This is a genomic window from Streptomyces sp. NPDC001407 (genome assembly GCF_042895325.1).
Taxonomy (GTDB): Bacteria; Actinomycetota; Actinomycetes; order Streptomycetales; family Streptomycetaceae; genus Streptomyces.
Map to the genome: position 1 here is coordinate 71,208 of NZ_JBIAWF010000002.1, position 15,908 is coordinate 87,115.

Genomic DNA, 15,908 nt, shown 5'->3' on the forward strand with positions numbered 1-15,908 from the left:
CCGGTGCACTGCGGCCCATGGCAGGTTCGTTGGCCGTGCAGGGCACGATCGGGTACCTCCCGCAGCCCCTCCCCTCGACCTGGTCGGCGCGAGCCAGTTGGCGCTGAACGCCGTGGAGGGAGGCCCGCGGTATCGGCTGATCATTCTTGCGAGCCCCATGGTCACCCGTCACGATGGTGACGTGAACACGGATCATGTCTTTGTGTGCGGCAGCCCGGCGCTGGACTTCGCGGCCACGCTCCGGGCGCGCCGCACGGTGCGATTCGAGATGTTCGCGACACCGGACCGCCTGGACGCGTGGTTCGTGGAGTCCGGCATGGTCGATGCCGTCTCCCCCGCCCGGCAGGCCGACGTCGTGCGGGCGACGACCGTACGGGAGGCCGTCTACGAGCTGATCACGGCCCGGCGCCTCGGCACGGACTTCGACGACGAGGCACTGGCCGTGCTCAACGAAGCGGCCCGCAGAGCTCCCGCGGCACCGCAGCTGACCCACTCCGGCCGGTGGACGGCGGCGACGCAGCGGGAGGCGCTGTCCACCGTCGCCCGGCACGCGGTGGAGCTGTTGAGCGGCCCGGACATACCCCTGCTCAAGGAGTGCGGCAACCCCGAGTGCACCCGCGTCTACATCGACCGCTCGCGCGGCAGCCGGCGCCAGTGGTGCGGCATGGAGTCCTGCGGCAACAAGATCAAGGCGGCGGCGTACCGCGCCCGTAGGAAGACGACGGTCCCCTCCGCGGGGTGACAGCGGTGCCTGCCGCAGACGCTGCCGGTGGGCGGTCGGCTTCGAGATCCCGAAGCACGGTGGCAGAGCCCGCCAGGCGCAGCCGCTGCCCTCACGGGCTTCGGACAGCCCGTCGCTCAAGGTCGGCGACCCGCGGGACCCGGACCCGTTCATCGGCCCGATGCCCCGCCGTGACCAGCGGCAGCGGGTGCGCGACTCCATCGAGATCGCCCGCCGCATACGTACCGGCACCGTCACGATCTGATTGCCTGCCATGCAGGCGCCGGGGCGGGAGAGGATCGCGCCATGGACATCCGGCAGCTCGAGTATTTCCTGGCCATCGTCGACGAAGGTGGTTTCCACCGGGCCGCCTCGGTCCTTTACGTGTCACAGCCCGCCCTTTCCCAGGCCGTCCGGTCCCTGGAACGCGACCTGGGTGGTGCGCTGTTCCACCGCACAGGCCGTCGTGCCGTCCTCACCGAGGCGGGCCGGGCGCTCATCGAGCCGGCCAGAGCGGCGGTCCGCAGTCTGCGGACGGCGCGTGCCCGCGTGGCGGCGGTGCACGAGCTCAAGGAAGGCCGGCTGGACATGGCCGTCATGCCGTCCCAGGCGGTGGAGCCCCTGACCACCATGGTCCGCGCCTTCAGCGACCGCTGGCCCGGGGTGACCGTCGTGATCAAGGCTGCCTTCACACCGCAGGAGGTCGTCGGCATGGTCAGAACCGGGGTGGCCGAGCTGGGGCTGCTCGCCGTCCCGGGGCCCCTGCCCGACAAGGACGTGACCGCGCACCTGGTGGAGGAGCAGCGTTTCGTCTTGCTGACCCCGCCCGACGGGCCGTTCGCCGAGCAGCGGTCGCTGAGCCGCGAGGAGTTGTCGGGATGCCGTCTCATCGTCGGGCAACGGGGCACCGGTATGCGGTCGTATGTGGAGGATCTTCGGGAGGGCGGCATCGCGTTGTCGATCGCGGCCGAGACCGAGCACCGGGTCGCCATTCTGCCGCTGGTGCTGGCCGGTGTGGGGCTGGCGGTGGTGACGGAGTCCTGGAGAGCCTTGGCCGAGCGGGCCGGCGCCCGGGTGCTCGACCTCGAGCCGAGGCGTGCGCTCAGGGTCGGCCTGATCAGCCGCAAGGCGGAACTCTCCCCGGCGGCGAGCGCGTTCCTGCGGACCTCACCGCACCGGTGACCCACCTGATAAGCGGTCCTTATCACGGAGATCGGCACCACGTCTTGGACGGCGTGGCGGGCCGGTTGCTGGAATCGGCGCATGACGAATCACCGCATCGCCCTGATTCCCGGTGACGGCATCGGAGCCGAGGTGCTGCCCCCGGCGCGGCATGTCCTGGACACCGTGGGGCGCCGCCACGGCATCACCTTCCGCTACAGCTCCTATGACGACTGGTCCTGCGAACGGTATCGGCGCGAGGGGGCGATGATGCCCGCGGACGGCCTTGACCAGCTGCGCGACAAGGACGCCATCCTGCTCGGCGCCGTCGGCCACCCCGGGGTCCCCGACCATGTGTCGCTGTGGGGACTGCTGATCCCGATCCGGCGCGGCTTCCATCAGTATGTGAACCTGCGGCCGATCCGCGTCTTCGACGGCGTCGAGAGCCCCGTGCGCGGAGCCGTGTCCGGTGAGGTCGACCTCGTCGTGGTGCGCGAGAACGTCGAGGGCGAGTACAGCGAGGCAGGAGGCCGGCTCAACCGCGGTCTCCCGGAGGAAGCGGCCGTACAGGAGTCGGTGTTCACCCGCGCCGGTGTCGTACGGGTACTGGACTACGCCTTCGGGCTGGCCGCCGCCCGCGGCGGGCGGGTCACCTCGGCCACCAAGTCCAACGGCATCGTGCACACCATGCCGTTCTGGGACGAGCTGGTCGCCGAGCGTGCCGCGGCGCACCCCGGCGTGGCCTGGGAGCAGGAGCACATCGACGCGCTGGCGGCCAAGTTCGTGCTGGATCCGGCCCGCTTCGACGTGGTGGTGGGCTCCAATCTCTTCGGTGACATCCTCAGCGACCTGGCCGCCGCCGTAGCCGGTTCCATCGGCATTGCACCGGCCGCCAACCTCAACCCCGAGCGGCAGTACCCCTCGATGTTCGAGCCGGTCCACGGTTCGGCCCCGGACATCGCCGGCCGCGGTATCGCCAATCCGCTCGGGGCGATCTGGTCCGCCGCCATGATGCTCGACCACCTCGGCCACCTTGAGGCGGCGAAGGAAGTCACCGACGCCATCGCGTCGGTGCTGGCCAAGTCCGATGTCCGGACCCCGGACCTCGGCGGGTCGGCGACCACGGGCCAGTTCACGGAAAAACTCCTCACGCTCCTGTGAACCAGCGGGAGCGGGGCTGAACGGAGTGCCGTCTGGCGGGAGCCGAACGGGACGGAGTGCCGCGCCCCCTTCCAACTGCCGGGGATCACCTGGCACCCCGCCCTGTGCCTGTTCATCGTCGAGGAGGAACGCCGTGGCAGTCCCCTCTCCCTCCGCTCCCGCACAGCCGTTGGCGCATTCCAGGCCCTGGTACCGACAGCTCTACGTCCGAGTCCTGGCCGCCATCGTCACCGGCGCCCTCACCGGCTGGCTGTGGCCCTCGGCGGGCGCTGCCATGGAGCCGGTCGGCACCACCTTCGTCGCCGCCGTGAAGATGCTCATCACCCCGATCGTCTTCCTGACCGTCGTGACCGGCATCGGCAACGCCGACAGCCTCGGCCGGGTCGGGCGGGTCGGCCTCAAGTCGCTGGTCTGCTTCCAGGCCGGCACCCTGGCCGCTCTGGTCGTGGGCCTGGTCGCCGCCAACGCCTTCCGCCCCGGCGCCGGGGTCCACGCCCACCCCGGCGATCTGCGGCTCGGAGGCGCTGCCGCACGGTATGTGAAGGCGGCGGAGGGGCAGAGCCACTGGCACTTCCTCACCGACCTGGTGCCCTCCAGCCCGGTCGGAGCCTTCGCCGACGGCAACATCCTCCAGGTCATCTTCTTCTCGGTGCTGTTCGGCGTCGCCCTCAAGGCCGTGGGCCCCGTCGGCGAACCTCTCCTGGACGGCGCCAACCGCCTCAGCACGGTGATCTTCAAGATCCTGCACTACGTCATGCTGGCCGCCCCCGTGGGAGCGTTCGGTGCCATGGCATACACCGTCGGCGCGTACGGGGTCTCCACCCTCACCGGCCTCGGCCGGCTCCTGGCGCTCTGCTACGGCACCTCGGCGTTCTTCGTCATCGTCGTCCTCGGCGGTGTGACCGCGCTGCTCCGGATCAACGTCTTCCGCCTGCTGCGCTATCTGCGCGAGGAGTTCCTGCTCGTGGTGGGCACATCATCCTCCGAGAGCGCCCTGCCCGGCCTCATGGCCAAGCTCCGGGGGCTCGGCATCCGCCGCGACATCGTCGGCCTGACCGTGCCCACCGGATACTCCTTCAACCTCGACGGAAGCTCCATCTACCTCTCCCTGGCGGCCCTTTACATCGCCCAGGCGACCGACACCCCGCTGGACCTCGGCCGGCAGTGCGGCCTCCTCGCCGTCATGATCCTCACTTCGAAGGGCTCCGGAGGCGTGACCGGCGCCGGCTTCATCGCACTGGCCGCCACCCTCACCAGCGTGGGAACCGTGCCCGCCGCCGGCATCATGCTGATCTTCGGGATCGACAAGTTCCTGTCCGAGTGCCGGGCCCTGACCAACCTGGTGGGCAACAGCGTCGCCACCCTCGTCGTCGCCCGGTGGGAGGGAGCCTTCGACGCCGACCACGCCCGCCAGGTCCTGTGCGGCGAACGACCTCCCGCCGAGGCGGCCACCTCCATACGTTCCGGCGAGCCGGGCGAGAACCGCGCGGCACCCACGTTCACCAAGCCCTGACGCGACGGGGTGGCCGTACCCGAGCGACCGCCCGGGGGTATCTGTGCGGGACGTTCCGTGAGGCTGCCGATGGCCAGGGAATACCGCTGGTCACCGATCCAGCGTTAACCGTCGAGTCGCGAAGGTACTCATCGCGCCCGCACACCCGCCAGGGGATCCTTTCCGGCAGCGAAAGCCACCAACTGCGCAACGTTCTCCCGCACCGCTCCCAAGGAGTTCGTGCCCTCCTCACCGGACCACTGCTCCCACAGGCCGCCCAGAGCGAGCAACGGCCGCGCATAGCCGGTGCCGAGCACCTCGTCGAGGTACAGAAGCGTCCCCATGGCCTGGCGCTGGCACTGCGGGTCGTCGCTCTCGTCCGCGGGACGTGGCACAAGCAGGGCCTGGTCCAGGTAACGGCGCAACAGGCCCGCATCCTGGTCCGTGCCGAGTCGGGCCAAGGCGGTGCAGTAGTCCCAGCCATATCCGCAGGGGGCGTCGCCCAGCAGGTCCTGGGCGATCCGGTCGCGGAGGTCGGCGCGACGGCCGGCCGCGATGAGCCACGTGACGGCCAAGTGCTCACGCCAGCCGCCCGTGTCCAGGAGCGTTGTCAGGTCTCTCGTGGTGGCCCTGCGCGCGGACCGGCGCAGCCGGTACTGGATGAGCCGCTGCCGGGGTCGCGGCCAGCCCAGCACTCCGCCGCGCAGGTTCAGATAACGTCCGCCATGGCCGACGTATCGCCGAATCAATCGGGCCCTGTAACGGTCCTCGCGGCTGCCGATCCTGCCGCGCAGGAAGGTCGCCGTGTAATCCCGCAGCCCCGTCAGATCCACCTGGGCCATCCGCGCCGCCGCCCACAGCCGCGACTCCGGGTACCACCCGCGCTTTTGCCTCAGGAAACCCCCGTACCGCTTACTGACCATCAACAGCGCCTCTCCCCGTCTGCGACCCCGCCCATCATCCGACCATTCGTCGGCTCGTTCATCAGCTCCGTACGCCCATCGACCCGAGCAACAGCGGCAGCGAGCGGTGCAGTTCACGTTGCCAGTAAGGCCAGCTGTGCGTGCCGTGCCCGTAGAAATCGGTGACCAGACGATGGTCGCCGAGCGCTCGCAGACGATCGGCCACATGGCGGCTCTCGGCCAGGAAGAGGGTCTCGTACGCGCTGGTCGCGCCTGGCGGATCGAACGGGCCCGCGGTGCCGTCCCCGCAGGACAGGAAGACCGGCAGCCGCCGCAGCGCCCCGGCCAGCACGTACGGATCGTGCTGTGCCCAGATCCTCCGGTCGGCCACCGGATCGCCCCACAACGCGTACGGGTCGGCGCCCTGGCCGCGCACGATCTCCAGCACGTTGACCGGGCCGCCGTGCTGGTAGAGCGGATCGGCCACCCCGCTGTAGGAAGCGGCACCGCGGAACATGCCCGGGTGCCTGGCGGCATAGGACAACGCTCCGAAACCGCCCATCGACAGGCCGGCGACCGCCCGGTCGGATCCGGCGCCGTAGGAGCGCTCCAGAAGGTGCCGCAGCTCGGTGAGGTGGAAGGTCTCCCAGCGCGGCGCGCCGCCGCTTCCGTGGTTCCACCAGTCGCTGTAGAAGCCGGTCGTGCCCGCCTCCGGCATCACCACCAGCAACCGGCGCAGCTCCGGGATGCTCGCCATGTCGGTGTTCGCGGTCCAGGTGGTGTAGTCGTCGCAGCATCCGTGCAGCAGCCACAGCGTGGGCCAGCTCCGGTTCGGCCGGGGCCTCCACCCCTCGGGGGTGAGCAGCCGGACCCTGACGGTGCGGCCGAGCGCGGGGGAAGAGACTGTCAGATCCAGTTGCCGTGCGGTGATGCGCCGCTCGGCCACCACCCTGGCCGCACCGGCATCTTGGGCCCGCGCGTGCACGGTGGGCAGTGCGAGTACGGCGATGACGCCCAGCAGGGGCAGAGCTCGAATCAGTCGTCTCATCGCTGGTATCCCCCGACCCGAAGCCACCAGTTTTCCGCCACGCGACGTCTGATGGTAGTACCGATCGGTGCCGCTCCGACGTCACTTCGGTCAACCGGCACGCCTCAGCCTCTGTCCCGGTCCGGTTGAACCCCGTGCTCTGCCGACTCATGACGCACGCGATGCGGAGGTCTCGGTCGGCTCGGTCGGCGGCACCTACGGCAACGCGCTCATGGAGTCGTGTCCGGTGGGCCGGGGAGGGTCAGGGTGAAGGTGGTGCCGGGACGGGGGTGCTCGGAGCCGGCGGTGAGGGTGCCGTGGTGGCGTTCGGCGATGTCGCGGGCGATGGCGAGCCCCAGGCCACTGCCGCCGGTGTCGCGGGTGCGGGCCTCGTCGAGACGGGTGAACCGCTCGAAGATGTGCTCGTACTCGTCCGGGGCCAGGGGTGTGCCGTCATTGTGGATGGTGACTGTGTGCGCCGGACCGTCGGAGACGATGTCCAGGACGACGGCGGTGTGCGCGTGCCGTACGGCGTTGTCGAGAAGGTTGCGCAGCAGTCGGTGGAGCTGTACGCCGTCGCCGCGGACGGGCACCTGGTCAGGGCTGCTGCGCAGGGAGACGGGGTCACCGCGGTCCCGGTACTCGTGGACGAGTTCCGCGACGAGGCCGGCCAGGTCGATCAGGGAGTGGGCGGCGGGGCGGTCGGGGCGGGCCAGCAGGAGCAGGTCCTCGGTGAGGGTGTGGATGCGTCGCGTGGCGGCGAGGGCGTTGTGGAGTGTCTGGTGCGCGTCGACGGTGTCGGGGTGGGCGAGAGCGGTTTCGAGTTCGTAGCGCAGCGCGGCGACAGGGGAGCGCAGTTCGTGCGAGGCGTCCGCGACGAAGCGGCTTTGGCGTTCCACCGCGGTCTCCAGCCGGCCCAGAGTGGTGTTGGTGGTCAGTGCCAGGCGGCGGACGGGGTCGCGGGCGTCGGGGACGGGGACCCGGCGGTCGAGGCTGGCGTCGGTGATCTCGGCGACCTCCCGCCGGATGGCCTCGACCGGACGCAGGGAGCGGCGTGCGGCGGCCCAGGCGAGGGCTGCGACCAGGAGCGCGGCCAGGGGGACACCTGTCATGAGCGGGGTGCGCAGTGGAGCGGTGGCCGGCTCGGCATTGTCAGGGGGTGCGAAGACGTAGAGGGTGGAACGGCATGATCCGTCGGCTTCGGTTGGCAGGCTGCACGCGTTCGCGGGAGTGTGCACGGCGGTGGCGAAGACGGTCATGGTGCGGTGTGCGAGCGTGTGGGCCTGCCGGTGGGCGATGAGTGCCTTCTGCTCGGGAGAGGTGTCGCCGCTGGGGGGCGGCTTCAGCGTTCCGTCGGGACGGTGGAAGCGGTCGTGGTCGCGTTCGTCGACCGCGCCGACATGGACCGTGCCCCACTGCGGGCTGCCGGTTGCCCGGCGAGGAGGCGGCACGGGGGGTGGCGGGAGCAGCGCCGTCAGGTCGGTGAGGTCTTGGGTGCCATCGGCTGTGGCGATGGTGCGGCCTGTCCGGTTCACCTCGATGAGGGGCCAGCCGCGCAGGGGGTCGTTGAGGATTTCTTTGCCGGCGGCCGCTTGAGTGGCGAGTTGGATGGACAGCTCGAATGCCCGGTTTTCTGTCGTCCGGTAGGCGTCCGTGCGAACGTGCTGGAACAGCCACCACGCCCCGGTGCCGAACAGCGCGAGGGCGGCGATCCCCGCCACGAGCGCGATGCGCACTTGTCCGGGCAGGCGCTGGAGCAGTGCTGGTGTGTGGCGCGAGGGAGGCTGCTTGGCGGTCGTCAAGGCTGTTCGCCGGACGTGAGGCGGTAACCGTATCCGCGGACGGTTTCGATGCTGTGGGTGGCGAAGGGGGCGTCGATCTTCTTGCGCAGTGCGGAGATGTAGACCTCCACGATGGCGGTGCCTCCGGTGTAGGCCGGGTCCCAGACTTCGTCGAGGATTGCCTCTTTCGACACCGGCCGGTCCTGTGCGTGCAGCAGGCAGGTGAGGATCGCGAACTCTTTCGGTGTCAGGGCGAACTCGACGGCGCCCCGGCCCGCGCGGCGGGAGGTCGGATCCGCCCACAGGTCGCCGGCGCGCAGCACGGATCGGCCGGTCGCGCCGGTGGCGCCTCGGCGCAGCAGGGCCCGCAGCCGTGCGAGCAGGACCACCGAGGAGAACGGCTTGACGAGGTAGTCGTCGGCGCCGGTGTCCAGGCCCTCCGCCTCGTCGTACTCGCCGTCCTTCGCGGTGAGCATCAGTACGGGCGTATCGAGGCCCGCGGCGCGCAGAGCGGAGCAGATCCGGTAGCCGTTCAGGCCGGGGAGCATGATGTCCAGCACGATGACCGCGTGGTCACCGGTCAGGGCCCGCTCCAGTCCGGTGGTGCCGTCGCGGACGAGTTCGACGTGGTAGCCCTCTGCTGTCAACCCGCGATGCAGGGCGGGTCCGAGCTGAGGATCGTCCTCGACGACCAGGATGCCTTTCACGGGGTTGAGCCTTTCATGCCGCATGCCCTTTTCCCCAAAGATGACCTTCAGGTTCTTTAGATCATCTTTGGGTTGGTTCGTGCATGCTGTGCCCCTGCCGCACCGGATGGGGTGCCCGCCTGCTCACAGTCGACAAGAGCTCGATGGGCCCGTTCCGGGCCGGCCCTCCTCCGCACCCTGATCACTCAGAAAGCTGCCCTCATGCCGAGCCCTGCCGTCCGTCCGAGCCACCGCAGTCCTGCCCGGCGGCTTACAGCAGTGACCGCGGCACTCTGCCTCGTCGCCGGGGCAGTCCTTCTGACCGGATGCGGGCCACAACGCGTCACGCCGGCTCAGGCTCGCGCGCAGGCGGGCGGGAGTGCACCCGCCACTGAGGGCAGCGCAGCCGGGGCGCCGGTGGACTGCCGGGAGGCGAAGTGCATCGCGCTGACCTTCGACGCCGGCCCCGGGCCCCACACCGCCGAGCTCCTGGACATCCTCAAAGCGAAGAAAGTACAGGCGACCTTCTTCCTCCTGGGCAAGAAACACGTCCTTGCCCACCCTGACCTGGTACGCCGGGAAGCAGCCGAAGGGCACGAGATCGGCAACCACACCTGGACCCACCAGCGCCTCGACGATCTCGCCCCGGACCGGATACACGACGAGCTCGACCGCACCCAGGACGCGATCGAAAAGATCACCGGCAAGGCCCCCACACTCATGCGACCGCCGCAGGGCGGCACGAACGAGACGGTGGGATCGGTCACCCGCTCACTGGGTCTGTCCCAAGTCCTGTGGAGCGCCACCGCGAGCGACTACGCCACCACCGACACCCGCCTGATCGGCGACCGCATCCTCAGCCAGGCGTCCCGCGACGGCATCATCCTGCTCCACGACATCTACGACGGCACCGTTCCCGCCGTCCCCAGGATCATCGACGAGCTGCGTGCCCGGGGGTACACCTTCGTCACCGTCCCCCAACTCCTGGCCCCAGCCAGTCCGCATCCCGGCTCCGTCTACCACCCCTGACCCGTCCCACCAGCCAGCCGGAGGCGTGCCAACACATGCGTATTTCCTTCCTGCTCCACAACGCCTACACCATCGGGGGCACGATCAGATCGACGTTCAACCTCGCCACCGCACTGGCCGCCCACCACGACGTCGAAATCATCTCGGCCCTCCGCTACCGCGATACGCCGGCCATGGGTGCGCCCCCCGGAGTGCGGTTGACACCGCTGGTGGACCTGCGCCGCCATTCCGCGCACTACGACGGTGACGATCCCCGCCACGCCCGGCCCGCCCGCATCTTTCCCCGCGCGGACGGCCGTCACAGGCAGTACAGCCTCCTCACGGATGAACGCATCGGCCGCTGTCTGTCCCGCCTGGAGGCAGACGTGGTCGTCGGCACCAGACCGGGACTGAACGTGCACATCGCCCGGCAGGCTCACCCCGCTGCCATCAGAGTGGGGCAAGAACACCTCACCCTCGCCGGCCACGGTTTGCGCATGCGCCACGAGATACGCCACCGCTACCCCTTGCTGGACGCGCTCACCACGGTGACCGAAGCCGACGCGCACGCCTACCGGCAACTCGGCTTGCCCGACGTGCGGGTTCAGTCGATCGCGAACAGCGTCCCCGCGATGACCGCCAGGTCGGCTGAGCACACCGGCAAGGTCGTCGTAGCCGCGGGACGGCTCATCCCGGTGAAACGCTACGACCTCCTCATCAAGGCATTCGCCGACGTGGTCGCCTCCCACCCGGACTGGCAGCTACGGATCTTCGGCAGAGGTGACACCACCGGCAACGAGAAGCGCAACCTGGCCGCTCTCGTCGACAGCCTCGGGTTGAACGGCCGCGTCTTCCTCAACGACCATGTCGGCGCGCTGGAGTCCGAGTTGGCGAAGGCGTCCATAGCCGTCTCCGCCTCCGACCGGGAGTCTTTCGGCATGACCATTGTCGAGGCCATGCGCTGCGGGCTTCCCGTCGTCGCGACCGACTGCCCCAACGGGCCGCGCGAGATCATCACCCACGGCGTCGACGGACGCCTCGTCCGCCCCGGCGACACCGAAGGCCTCGCTGCCGCGCTGTGCGACCTCATCCGTGATGACACTCTGCGCCGACGCATGGGAGAGGCGGCTCGGCACAATTCGGCCCGCTTCGCCCCGGACCACATTGCCGGGCAACACCTCGACCTGTACGAGGACCTGCTCAGCCGCGGCCCTGGCCGGCGCGCACTCAGCCCGTTGCAGGAGGCCGCTCACCGGGCGCGTACGGCTGCCATCGACACCGCACACACCCTACGGTCGACGACGCTCCGCGCGATGAAAAGGTGACGCGTCGAGGACAGCTCCCATTGAAGTACGCGTCGCGGCTCCGGCGCGACGCCCACGGTCTCAGCGGCGTTGCCCGCAGCCCGGGCAGAACGCCGAACCCTCCGGCAGCGGGGCCTGGCACCCCTTGCACGGGGTCTGCTGGGCCAGCAGGAATCCGCAACCCGGGCAGAAGCGTCCGCCCCGTGTCTCCGTACGGCACTGTGGACAGACCAGCTGCCGGGGAGTGTGCGCGTCCACGTTCCGGCCCCGCATCTGGCCCTGGTCGTACGCGTGCTGCGCCACCACGTCGTTGAGGCCGCGCTGCTGCGCCGCCATCATCTCGCCCGCGGTGTCGGGGGCACAGTTGAGGCAGAGGCCCTGTTCCGTGTTCCAGCAGCGGCGGCACACGTACACGCTGCAGCGCCCACAGCGGTTGAAGTGGGACGTGGCCTCGCCGATGGCCCGTCGGAAGGAGGCGTCGCGCGCGCTGCCCCACCCCGAGCCGGCCAGCCCGTCGGCAGCGGTGGACACCCCGCTGCCGACCCGGCCGAGCAAGCCCGATGCCATGCCGATGGCCCGGCCGAGCCAGCTCGCCAGCCGTCCGCTCTGGTACGGCTCGAAGGGCGAACGCCACGTGTCGTGGCAGCGCCAGCAGGAGAACTCGAACTGGAAACCGGCCGCGGTTCCGTACTGCTCGCACAGATCACGGTAGTTGCTGGCGAAGTAGATCTCCGTGCTCACTGTCTCGCTCCCCCGGGCTCGGACCACCACTCTCCCGCCAGACGACGCGCGGGGGCGTGCGGATGGTTCTGCTCAGCCGAAATCGTTGCGCAAGCGCCGACTTGATGACGAGTAAGGGGGTAGTGGCCGGGCAGCGCGGGCCCCTGCCGAGTTGGCAAGGGCCCGCGGCACGAACAGCGGAAGGGCGCCGGGGCCTGCCTTGGCCGGCCCCGGCCCACCGTCTGCCGGCGGCCTGACGGCCTCGCCTCACTTGAGGTGCCGGGCGAAGAACCCGGCGGCGTCCTCCGCTGCGAACTGCGGGACGCCCGCGTGCCCGCCCATATTGGCGTGCAGCGTCTTCTCCTTGGAGCCGAAGGCGTCGAACAGGTCCAGCGCGGCCTGCCGGTCGTTCCCTTCATCGTCCCACTGCAGCAGGACATGCAGCGGAACAGTGACCCGCCGGGCCTCCTCGAACATGGCGGCGGGCACAAGGCTCCCGGCGAAGAAGCCGGCGGCCACGATGCGCGGCTCGACCACCGCCAACCGGATGCCGATGGAGATCACTCCACCCGAGTACCCGACCGGACCACCGATCTCGGGCAGCGGGAGCAGGGCGTCCAGGGCGGCCTGCCATTCCGGGACCGACTTCTCGACCAGCGGGAGGACGAGGGCGTCGATGATCTCGTCGCCGACCTGCTCGCCGGCCGCCATGGCCCGGCGCAGGTCGGCGCGTGCCTGCTCGGCGGCGGCCCAACGGGGCCGGTCACCGCTCCCGGGAAGCTCGATGGTGGCCGCGGCGATGCCCCGCGCTGCTGAGCTCCGGGCCCGGGCCACCAGCCGGGGGTACATCTTGTGCAGTCCGAGCGGGGGGTGCCCGAGAAGGATCAGCGGGACCGGTGCGGATGCAGACGCGGAGGCGGGCGTCCACAGGATGCCGGGGATCTCGCCGAGGGTGAACCGGCGCTGGAGGACGCCGTCGTCGAGACGCTGTTCAGAAGTGAATTGCATGATCGTGCCTTTCGGGAGTGCACTGGAACGGCGCTCCCGGACGACGACCTATCGCCCGACCGTGACCCCGGAGGAGAGCACCCATGTCGATACTGCGTTCACGGGTACCACCTCCTCGTTCTCTCGCACGGCCTCCGGAAACGTAGCAGTGGTCGCGGTGGTCCGCCAAACGGATTTCCGAGCGGCCGGATCTCCGGCGCTCGCGCATCTTGGTCAGGTCGGGCGGTCACCGTCCGCGGTGACCGCCCGGCAGTTGGCGACGGTGCCGCCGTCGCGCTTGTCGATGCGGCAGATGTTGTCGCCGTTGTCGCCGTCGACCGTCCCCTGTGGGCCCACGACGGCCGCCGTGCCACCCGGCCCCTGGATGACGTCGTCGCCGTCGCCACCGGAGACCGTGGCGGACCTGTTCGCCCCGACGGACGGCACCTCGATCAGGTCGGCTCCGGCGCCCCCGCGGATGTAGCTGCTGCGCTCCGTCTCGGTGGCACCCATCGCCCCGAGGCGGATGGTGTCGTCGCCCTCGTCGCCGTCGATGACGACGGTTCTGGGCAGACGGGACGTCGGGCGGTTGATCCTGTCCACGGAGATCCTGTCCTCTCCGGGGCCACCCCGCAGCGGCCCGCCGAGAGTCCCGACCGTGATGGTGTCGTCACCGGACCCGCCGTCGAGACGGCTCGACTTGCTGTCGTACTCGGGTACGACGAAGGAGTCGAGGCGGAGGGTGTCGTTGCCGTCCCCGCCGTCGATCGTGGTGGCGTGCACGCCGCCTGTGGTGATCTTGTCGTCCCCGGCGCCACCGTCGATGAGCCCCCGGAACGACACACCGCCGGTGGTGATGGTGTCGTCGCCCGCGCCCCCGTGGACAGGACCCTCGACGCTGAACCTGTCCTTGTCGGTCACGGCGATCTCGTCGTCTCCGTCACCGCCGTCGATGGCTCCGCTGCCGCCGGCGAGGATCCTGTCGACGATGATGACGTCGTTCCCACCGAGCCCGTGGATCGCGCCGGACAGGTGGCCGCTTTCGGCATCACCGCCCCTGACCTCGATGATGTCCGCCTTGTCGGTGCCGTCGAGGGGCCCGTCGGAGGAACGGAGCCCCTCCGTACAGACGAGGTGGACGCCACCGCTCGGCAGAGCGGTACGGGTGCAGCCCGGCGGATCGGCCGGGGCTGCCGCCGAGGCCGGGGCCGTAGGGGCGGCCACGAGTGCGAGACCCGCGACGAGCGCGCCGACGGCGGTGTGTCTGAAGGGCATGGCTGTTCCCTCCTGAAGGCTGAATATGCCAGCGGTGTGGGCCAACAGCGTTCCCGCGCACCCAGGTTCTTCACAAGAGAGGAATCGGCCCGGCCGGATTCCTGTCGTGGTGCAGGGCCTGGTGGTGTGGTGCTCAAGTGCGCACCACTACCGCCACCACCGGACAGCCGGCCGGAGGAGCCTCACGGCTGGGGTGCGCAGAAGGCCACCGGGCTGTGCAGGCCGGCGTGGTTGAGCGCGCGGATGCCGAAGAATACGTTGTCCTTGGACAGGTTGACCGTGTGCCGGAGCACGTTCCCGGCCGGGATGACGTGGGTCCATTCCGATTCGGTGGTCTCCCGCCACACCACCTCGTAACCGGCGATGTCCGGCTCCGGGCCGCGTTCCCACACCAGCTCGGTGGAGTTGCCGAGGGCGGCGGTGCGGATCCTCGCGCCGCGCGGAGTGCCGGGGGCCTGGGAGAGCGACCAGAGGGCGGCCGCGTTCACCCGCGCCACCCGGGCGATGAAGGGGAAGTCACAGAACTCGGGCAGGTCCCCGTACTGCTTGCCCTCCACCACCCGCACGTCCTGGTGCTGATGCGCGTAGTTCTCGGCGGGCTCGGTGAACCGTGCCGCCGGATAGCCCTGTTGGAGATACGGGATGTGGTCGCCACTGCGCAGGTAGCGGTCGCGGCGGTACACCACCCGCACCCGCATCCCCGTCGCATCGTTCTCGGCGGTGTCCCGGACGAACCTGGCCAGCTGGCGCGAGGGGGAGTCGTTCTCGCCGCCCACCGCGCGTCGCACCTCGGCCTGCTCCGGCGTCTCGGAGGTCGGCACCCCCTCGGCGAACATCCGGATCGTGTACGGGTCGCGCGTACCGTCCTCGGCGGTCGAGCTCCCCACGATGTCGTTGGTGAACATGCCCTGCACGTCGGCCTGCCGGCCGCGGTACGTCTGGGCCATGTGCCCGGCCCCGTACAGCCCCTGCTCCTCCCCCGCCACCGCCGCGAACACCACGGTCGCGGCCGGCCGCCGGGTGGCGAAGACACGGGCCAGCTCCAGGACGACGGCCACCCCGGAGGCGTCGTCGTCCGCGCCCGGCGCGTCGCCGGTCGCGTTCATGGGGTCGCTGTTCCGCGAGTCGTAGTGCCCCGAGACCACATAGATCCGGTCGGGCGTGACCGAACCCCGCAGTGTGGCGACGACGTTGGTGATCCTGGTCGCCACCGGGACGCGGGGCGCGGGCTGCTGTATGTACGACTGGAGCTCCACGGTCATCCGCCCGCCGGAGGCGTGTGCGCTGCGGCGCAGCTCGGCGAGGAGCCAGTCGCGGGCCGCGCCGACGCCGCGTACGGGATCGTCCTGGGCGGACAGGGTGTGCCGGGTCCCAAAGGAGGCCAGCTTGCGAACGGTCGCCTCGATGCGGCGCGGGTCGATCTCCCGTAACAGTGCTCGGAGTTCGCGCGAAGGGGGCTGAACGGTGAGCCCGTGGCGGGCGGGCTCTCCGGGCCGCGCCGACCCGGGCTCCGCGGGTCCGGCCGCCGATGACATCGCCGCTGCCGACGGAAGTCCGAGGGCCGCCGCCCCGGCCGTGGCCGCGCCGAGCACCGTACGCCGCGCCGTACCTCGTCCGCCGTGCCCGTCGTGACCGCTGTGTCTGCTGCCCGCGTCCTCGCCCGGCTGTGTCATGCCGCCATCG

At 70.4% G+C, this 15,908-nt stretch carries 14 protein-coding genes; 6 read left to right on the plus strand and 8 right to left on the minus strand.

The window, feature by feature from the left end; all coding sequences use genetic code 11:
- Positions 1-181 precede the first annotated feature (181 nt).
- From ACFY1P_RS03860 to dctA, 4 genes are all read left to right on the plus strand, one after another.
- Positions 182-742 (plus strand): CGNR zinc finger domain-containing protein, encoded by a 561-nt coding sequence (locus ACFY1P_RS03860; RefSeq protein ID WP_390749584.1) that lies wholly within the window; start codon positions 182-184, stop codon positions 740-742.
- Between the two features lie 285 nt (positions 743-1,027).
- Complete coding sequence (locus ACFY1P_RS03865) at positions 1,028-1,903, plus strand: LysR substrate-binding domain-containing protein (protein WP_361523823.1); 876 nt, start codon at positions 1,028-1,030, stop codon at positions 1,901-1,903.
- 81 nt (positions 1,904-1,984) lie between these two features.
- Positions 1,985-3,043 carry a tartrate dehydrogenase gene (locus tag ACFY1P_RS03870; RefSeq protein ID WP_390749585.1) on the plus strand — a complete coding sequence of 353 codons (1,059 nt, stop codon included), beginning with the start codon at positions 1,985-1,987 and terminating at the stop codon, positions 3,041-3,043.
- A 133-nt stretch (positions 3,044-3,176) separates the two neighbouring features.
- Positions 3,177-4,556, plus strand: coding sequence for a C4-dicarboxylate transporter DctA (gene dctA, locus ACFY1P_RS03875; RefSeq protein ID WP_390749586.1), 1,380 nt, complete (start codon positions 3,177-3,179; stop codon positions 4,554-4,556).
- Positions 4,557-4,684: 128 nt separating this feature from the next.
- Here dctA and ACFY1P_RS03880 read toward each other — a convergent pair whose 3' ends face one another.
- From ACFY1P_RS03880 to ACFY1P_RS03895, 4 genes are all read right to left on the minus strand, one after another.
- On the minus strand, positions 4,685-5,458 hold the full coding sequence (locus tag ACFY1P_RS03880; protein ID WP_390749804.1) for a DUF6000 family protein: 774 nt from the start codon (positions 5,456-5,458) through the stop codon (positions 4,685-4,687).
- A 61-nt stretch (positions 5,459-5,519) separates the two neighbouring features.
- Positions 5,520-6,485 (minus strand): alpha/beta hydrolase family protein, encoded by a 966-nt coding sequence (locus tag ACFY1P_RS03885; RefSeq protein ID WP_361523811.1) that lies wholly within the window; start codon positions 6,483-6,485, stop codon positions 5,520-5,522.
- A 209-nt stretch (positions 6,486-6,694) separates the two neighbouring features.
- Complete coding sequence (locus tag ACFY1P_RS03890; protein WP_390749587.1) at positions 6,695-8,266, minus strand: sensor histidine kinase; 1,572 nt, start codon at positions 8,264-8,266, stop codon at positions 6,695-6,697.
- On the minus strand, positions 8,263-8,952 hold the full coding sequence (locus ACFY1P_RS03895) for a response regulator transcription factor (protein ID WP_390749588.1): 690 nt from the start codon (positions 8,950-8,952) through the stop codon (positions 8,263-8,265). Before ACFY1P_RS03895 ends, ACFY1P_RS03890 begins: the two co-directional genes overlap by 4 nt.
- A gap of 201 nt (positions 8,953-9,153) precedes the next feature.
- Here ACFY1P_RS03895 and ACFY1P_RS03900 point away from each other — a divergent pair, with 201 nt between their 5' ends.
- Together ACFY1P_RS03900 and ACFY1P_RS03905 are read left to right on the plus strand one after the other, a co-directional pair.
- Entirely contained in the window at positions 9,154-9,960 is an 807-nt protein-coding gene (locus ACFY1P_RS03900; protein ID WP_390749589.1) for a polysaccharide deacetylase family protein, read from the plus strand.
- Positions 9,961-9,995: 35 nt separating this feature from the next.
- Positions 9,996-11,264 carry a glycosyltransferase family 4 protein gene (locus tag ACFY1P_RS03905; RefSeq protein WP_390749590.1) on the plus strand — a complete coding sequence of 423 codons (1,269 nt, stop codon included), beginning with the start codon at positions 9,996-9,998 and terminating at the stop codon, positions 11,262-11,264.
- Positions 11,265-11,324: 60 nt separating this feature from the next.
- On the opposite strand, the gene ACFY1P_RS03910 is transcribed toward ACFY1P_RS03905, so the two are convergent.
- The 4 genes from ACFY1P_RS03910 to ACFY1P_RS03925 form a co-directional block, all read right to left on the minus strand.
- Positions 11,325-11,984, minus strand: a complete 660-nt coding sequence (locus tag ACFY1P_RS03910) for a zinc ribbon domain-containing protein (RefSeq protein ID WP_390749591.1) — start codon at positions 11,982-11,984, stop codon at positions 11,325-11,327.
- A 246-nt stretch (positions 11,985-12,230) separates the two neighbouring features.
- Positions 12,231-12,971, minus strand: a complete 741-nt coding sequence (locus ACFY1P_RS03915; RefSeq protein WP_390749592.1) for an alpha/beta hydrolase — start codon at positions 12,969-12,971, stop codon at positions 12,231-12,233.
- A 213-nt stretch (positions 12,972-13,184) separates the two neighbouring features.
- Positions 13,185-14,225, minus strand: coding sequence for a hypothetical protein (locus ACFY1P_RS03920; protein WP_390749593.1), 1,041 nt, complete (start codon positions 14,223-14,225; stop codon positions 13,185-13,187).
- 182 nt (positions 14,226-14,407) lie between these two features.
- Positions 14,408-15,898, minus strand: a complete 1,491-nt coding sequence (locus ACFY1P_RS03925; RefSeq protein ID WP_361520854.1) for a M28 family metallopeptidase — start codon at positions 15,896-15,898, stop codon at positions 14,408-14,410.
- Positions 15,899-15,908: the final 10 nt, after the last annotated feature.

Coding starts and splice junctions, on each gene's coding strand:
- ACFY1P_RS03865 (WP_361523823.1), top strand. CDS start 1,028: ATGGACATCCGGCAGCTCGAGTATTTCCTGGCCATCGTCGACGAAGGT.
- ACFY1P_RS03870 (WP_390749585.1), top strand. CDS start 1,985: ATGACGAATCACCGCATCGCCCTGATTCCCGGTGACGGCATCGGAGCC.
- ACFY1P_RS03880 (WP_390749804.1), bottom strand. CDS start 5,458: ATGGTCAGTAAGCGGTACGGGGGTTTCCTGAGGCAAAAGCGCGGGTGG.
- ACFY1P_RS03885 (WP_361523811.1), bottom strand. CDS start 6,485: ATGAGACGACTGATTCGAGCTCTGCCCCTGCTGGGCGTCATCGCCGTA.
- ACFY1P_RS03900 (WP_390749589.1), top strand. CDS start 9,154: ATGCCGAGCCCTGCCGTCCGTCCGAGCCACCGCAGTCCTGCCCGGCGG.
- ACFY1P_RS03905 (WP_390749590.1), top strand. CDS start 9,996: ATGCGTATTTCCTTCCTGCTCCACAACGCCTACACCATCGGGGGCACG.
- ACFY1P_RS03915 (WP_390749592.1), bottom strand. CDS start 12,971: ATGCAATTCACTTCTGAACAGCGTCTCGACGACGGCGTCCTCCAGCGC.
- ACFY1P_RS03920 (WP_390749593.1), bottom strand. CDS start 14,225: ATGCCCTTCAGACACACCGCCGTCGGCGCGCTCGTCGCGGGTCTCGCA.
- ACFY1P_RS03925 (WP_361520854.1), bottom strand. CDS start 15,898: ATGACACAGCCGGGCGAGGACGCGGGCAGCAGACACAGCGGTCACGAC.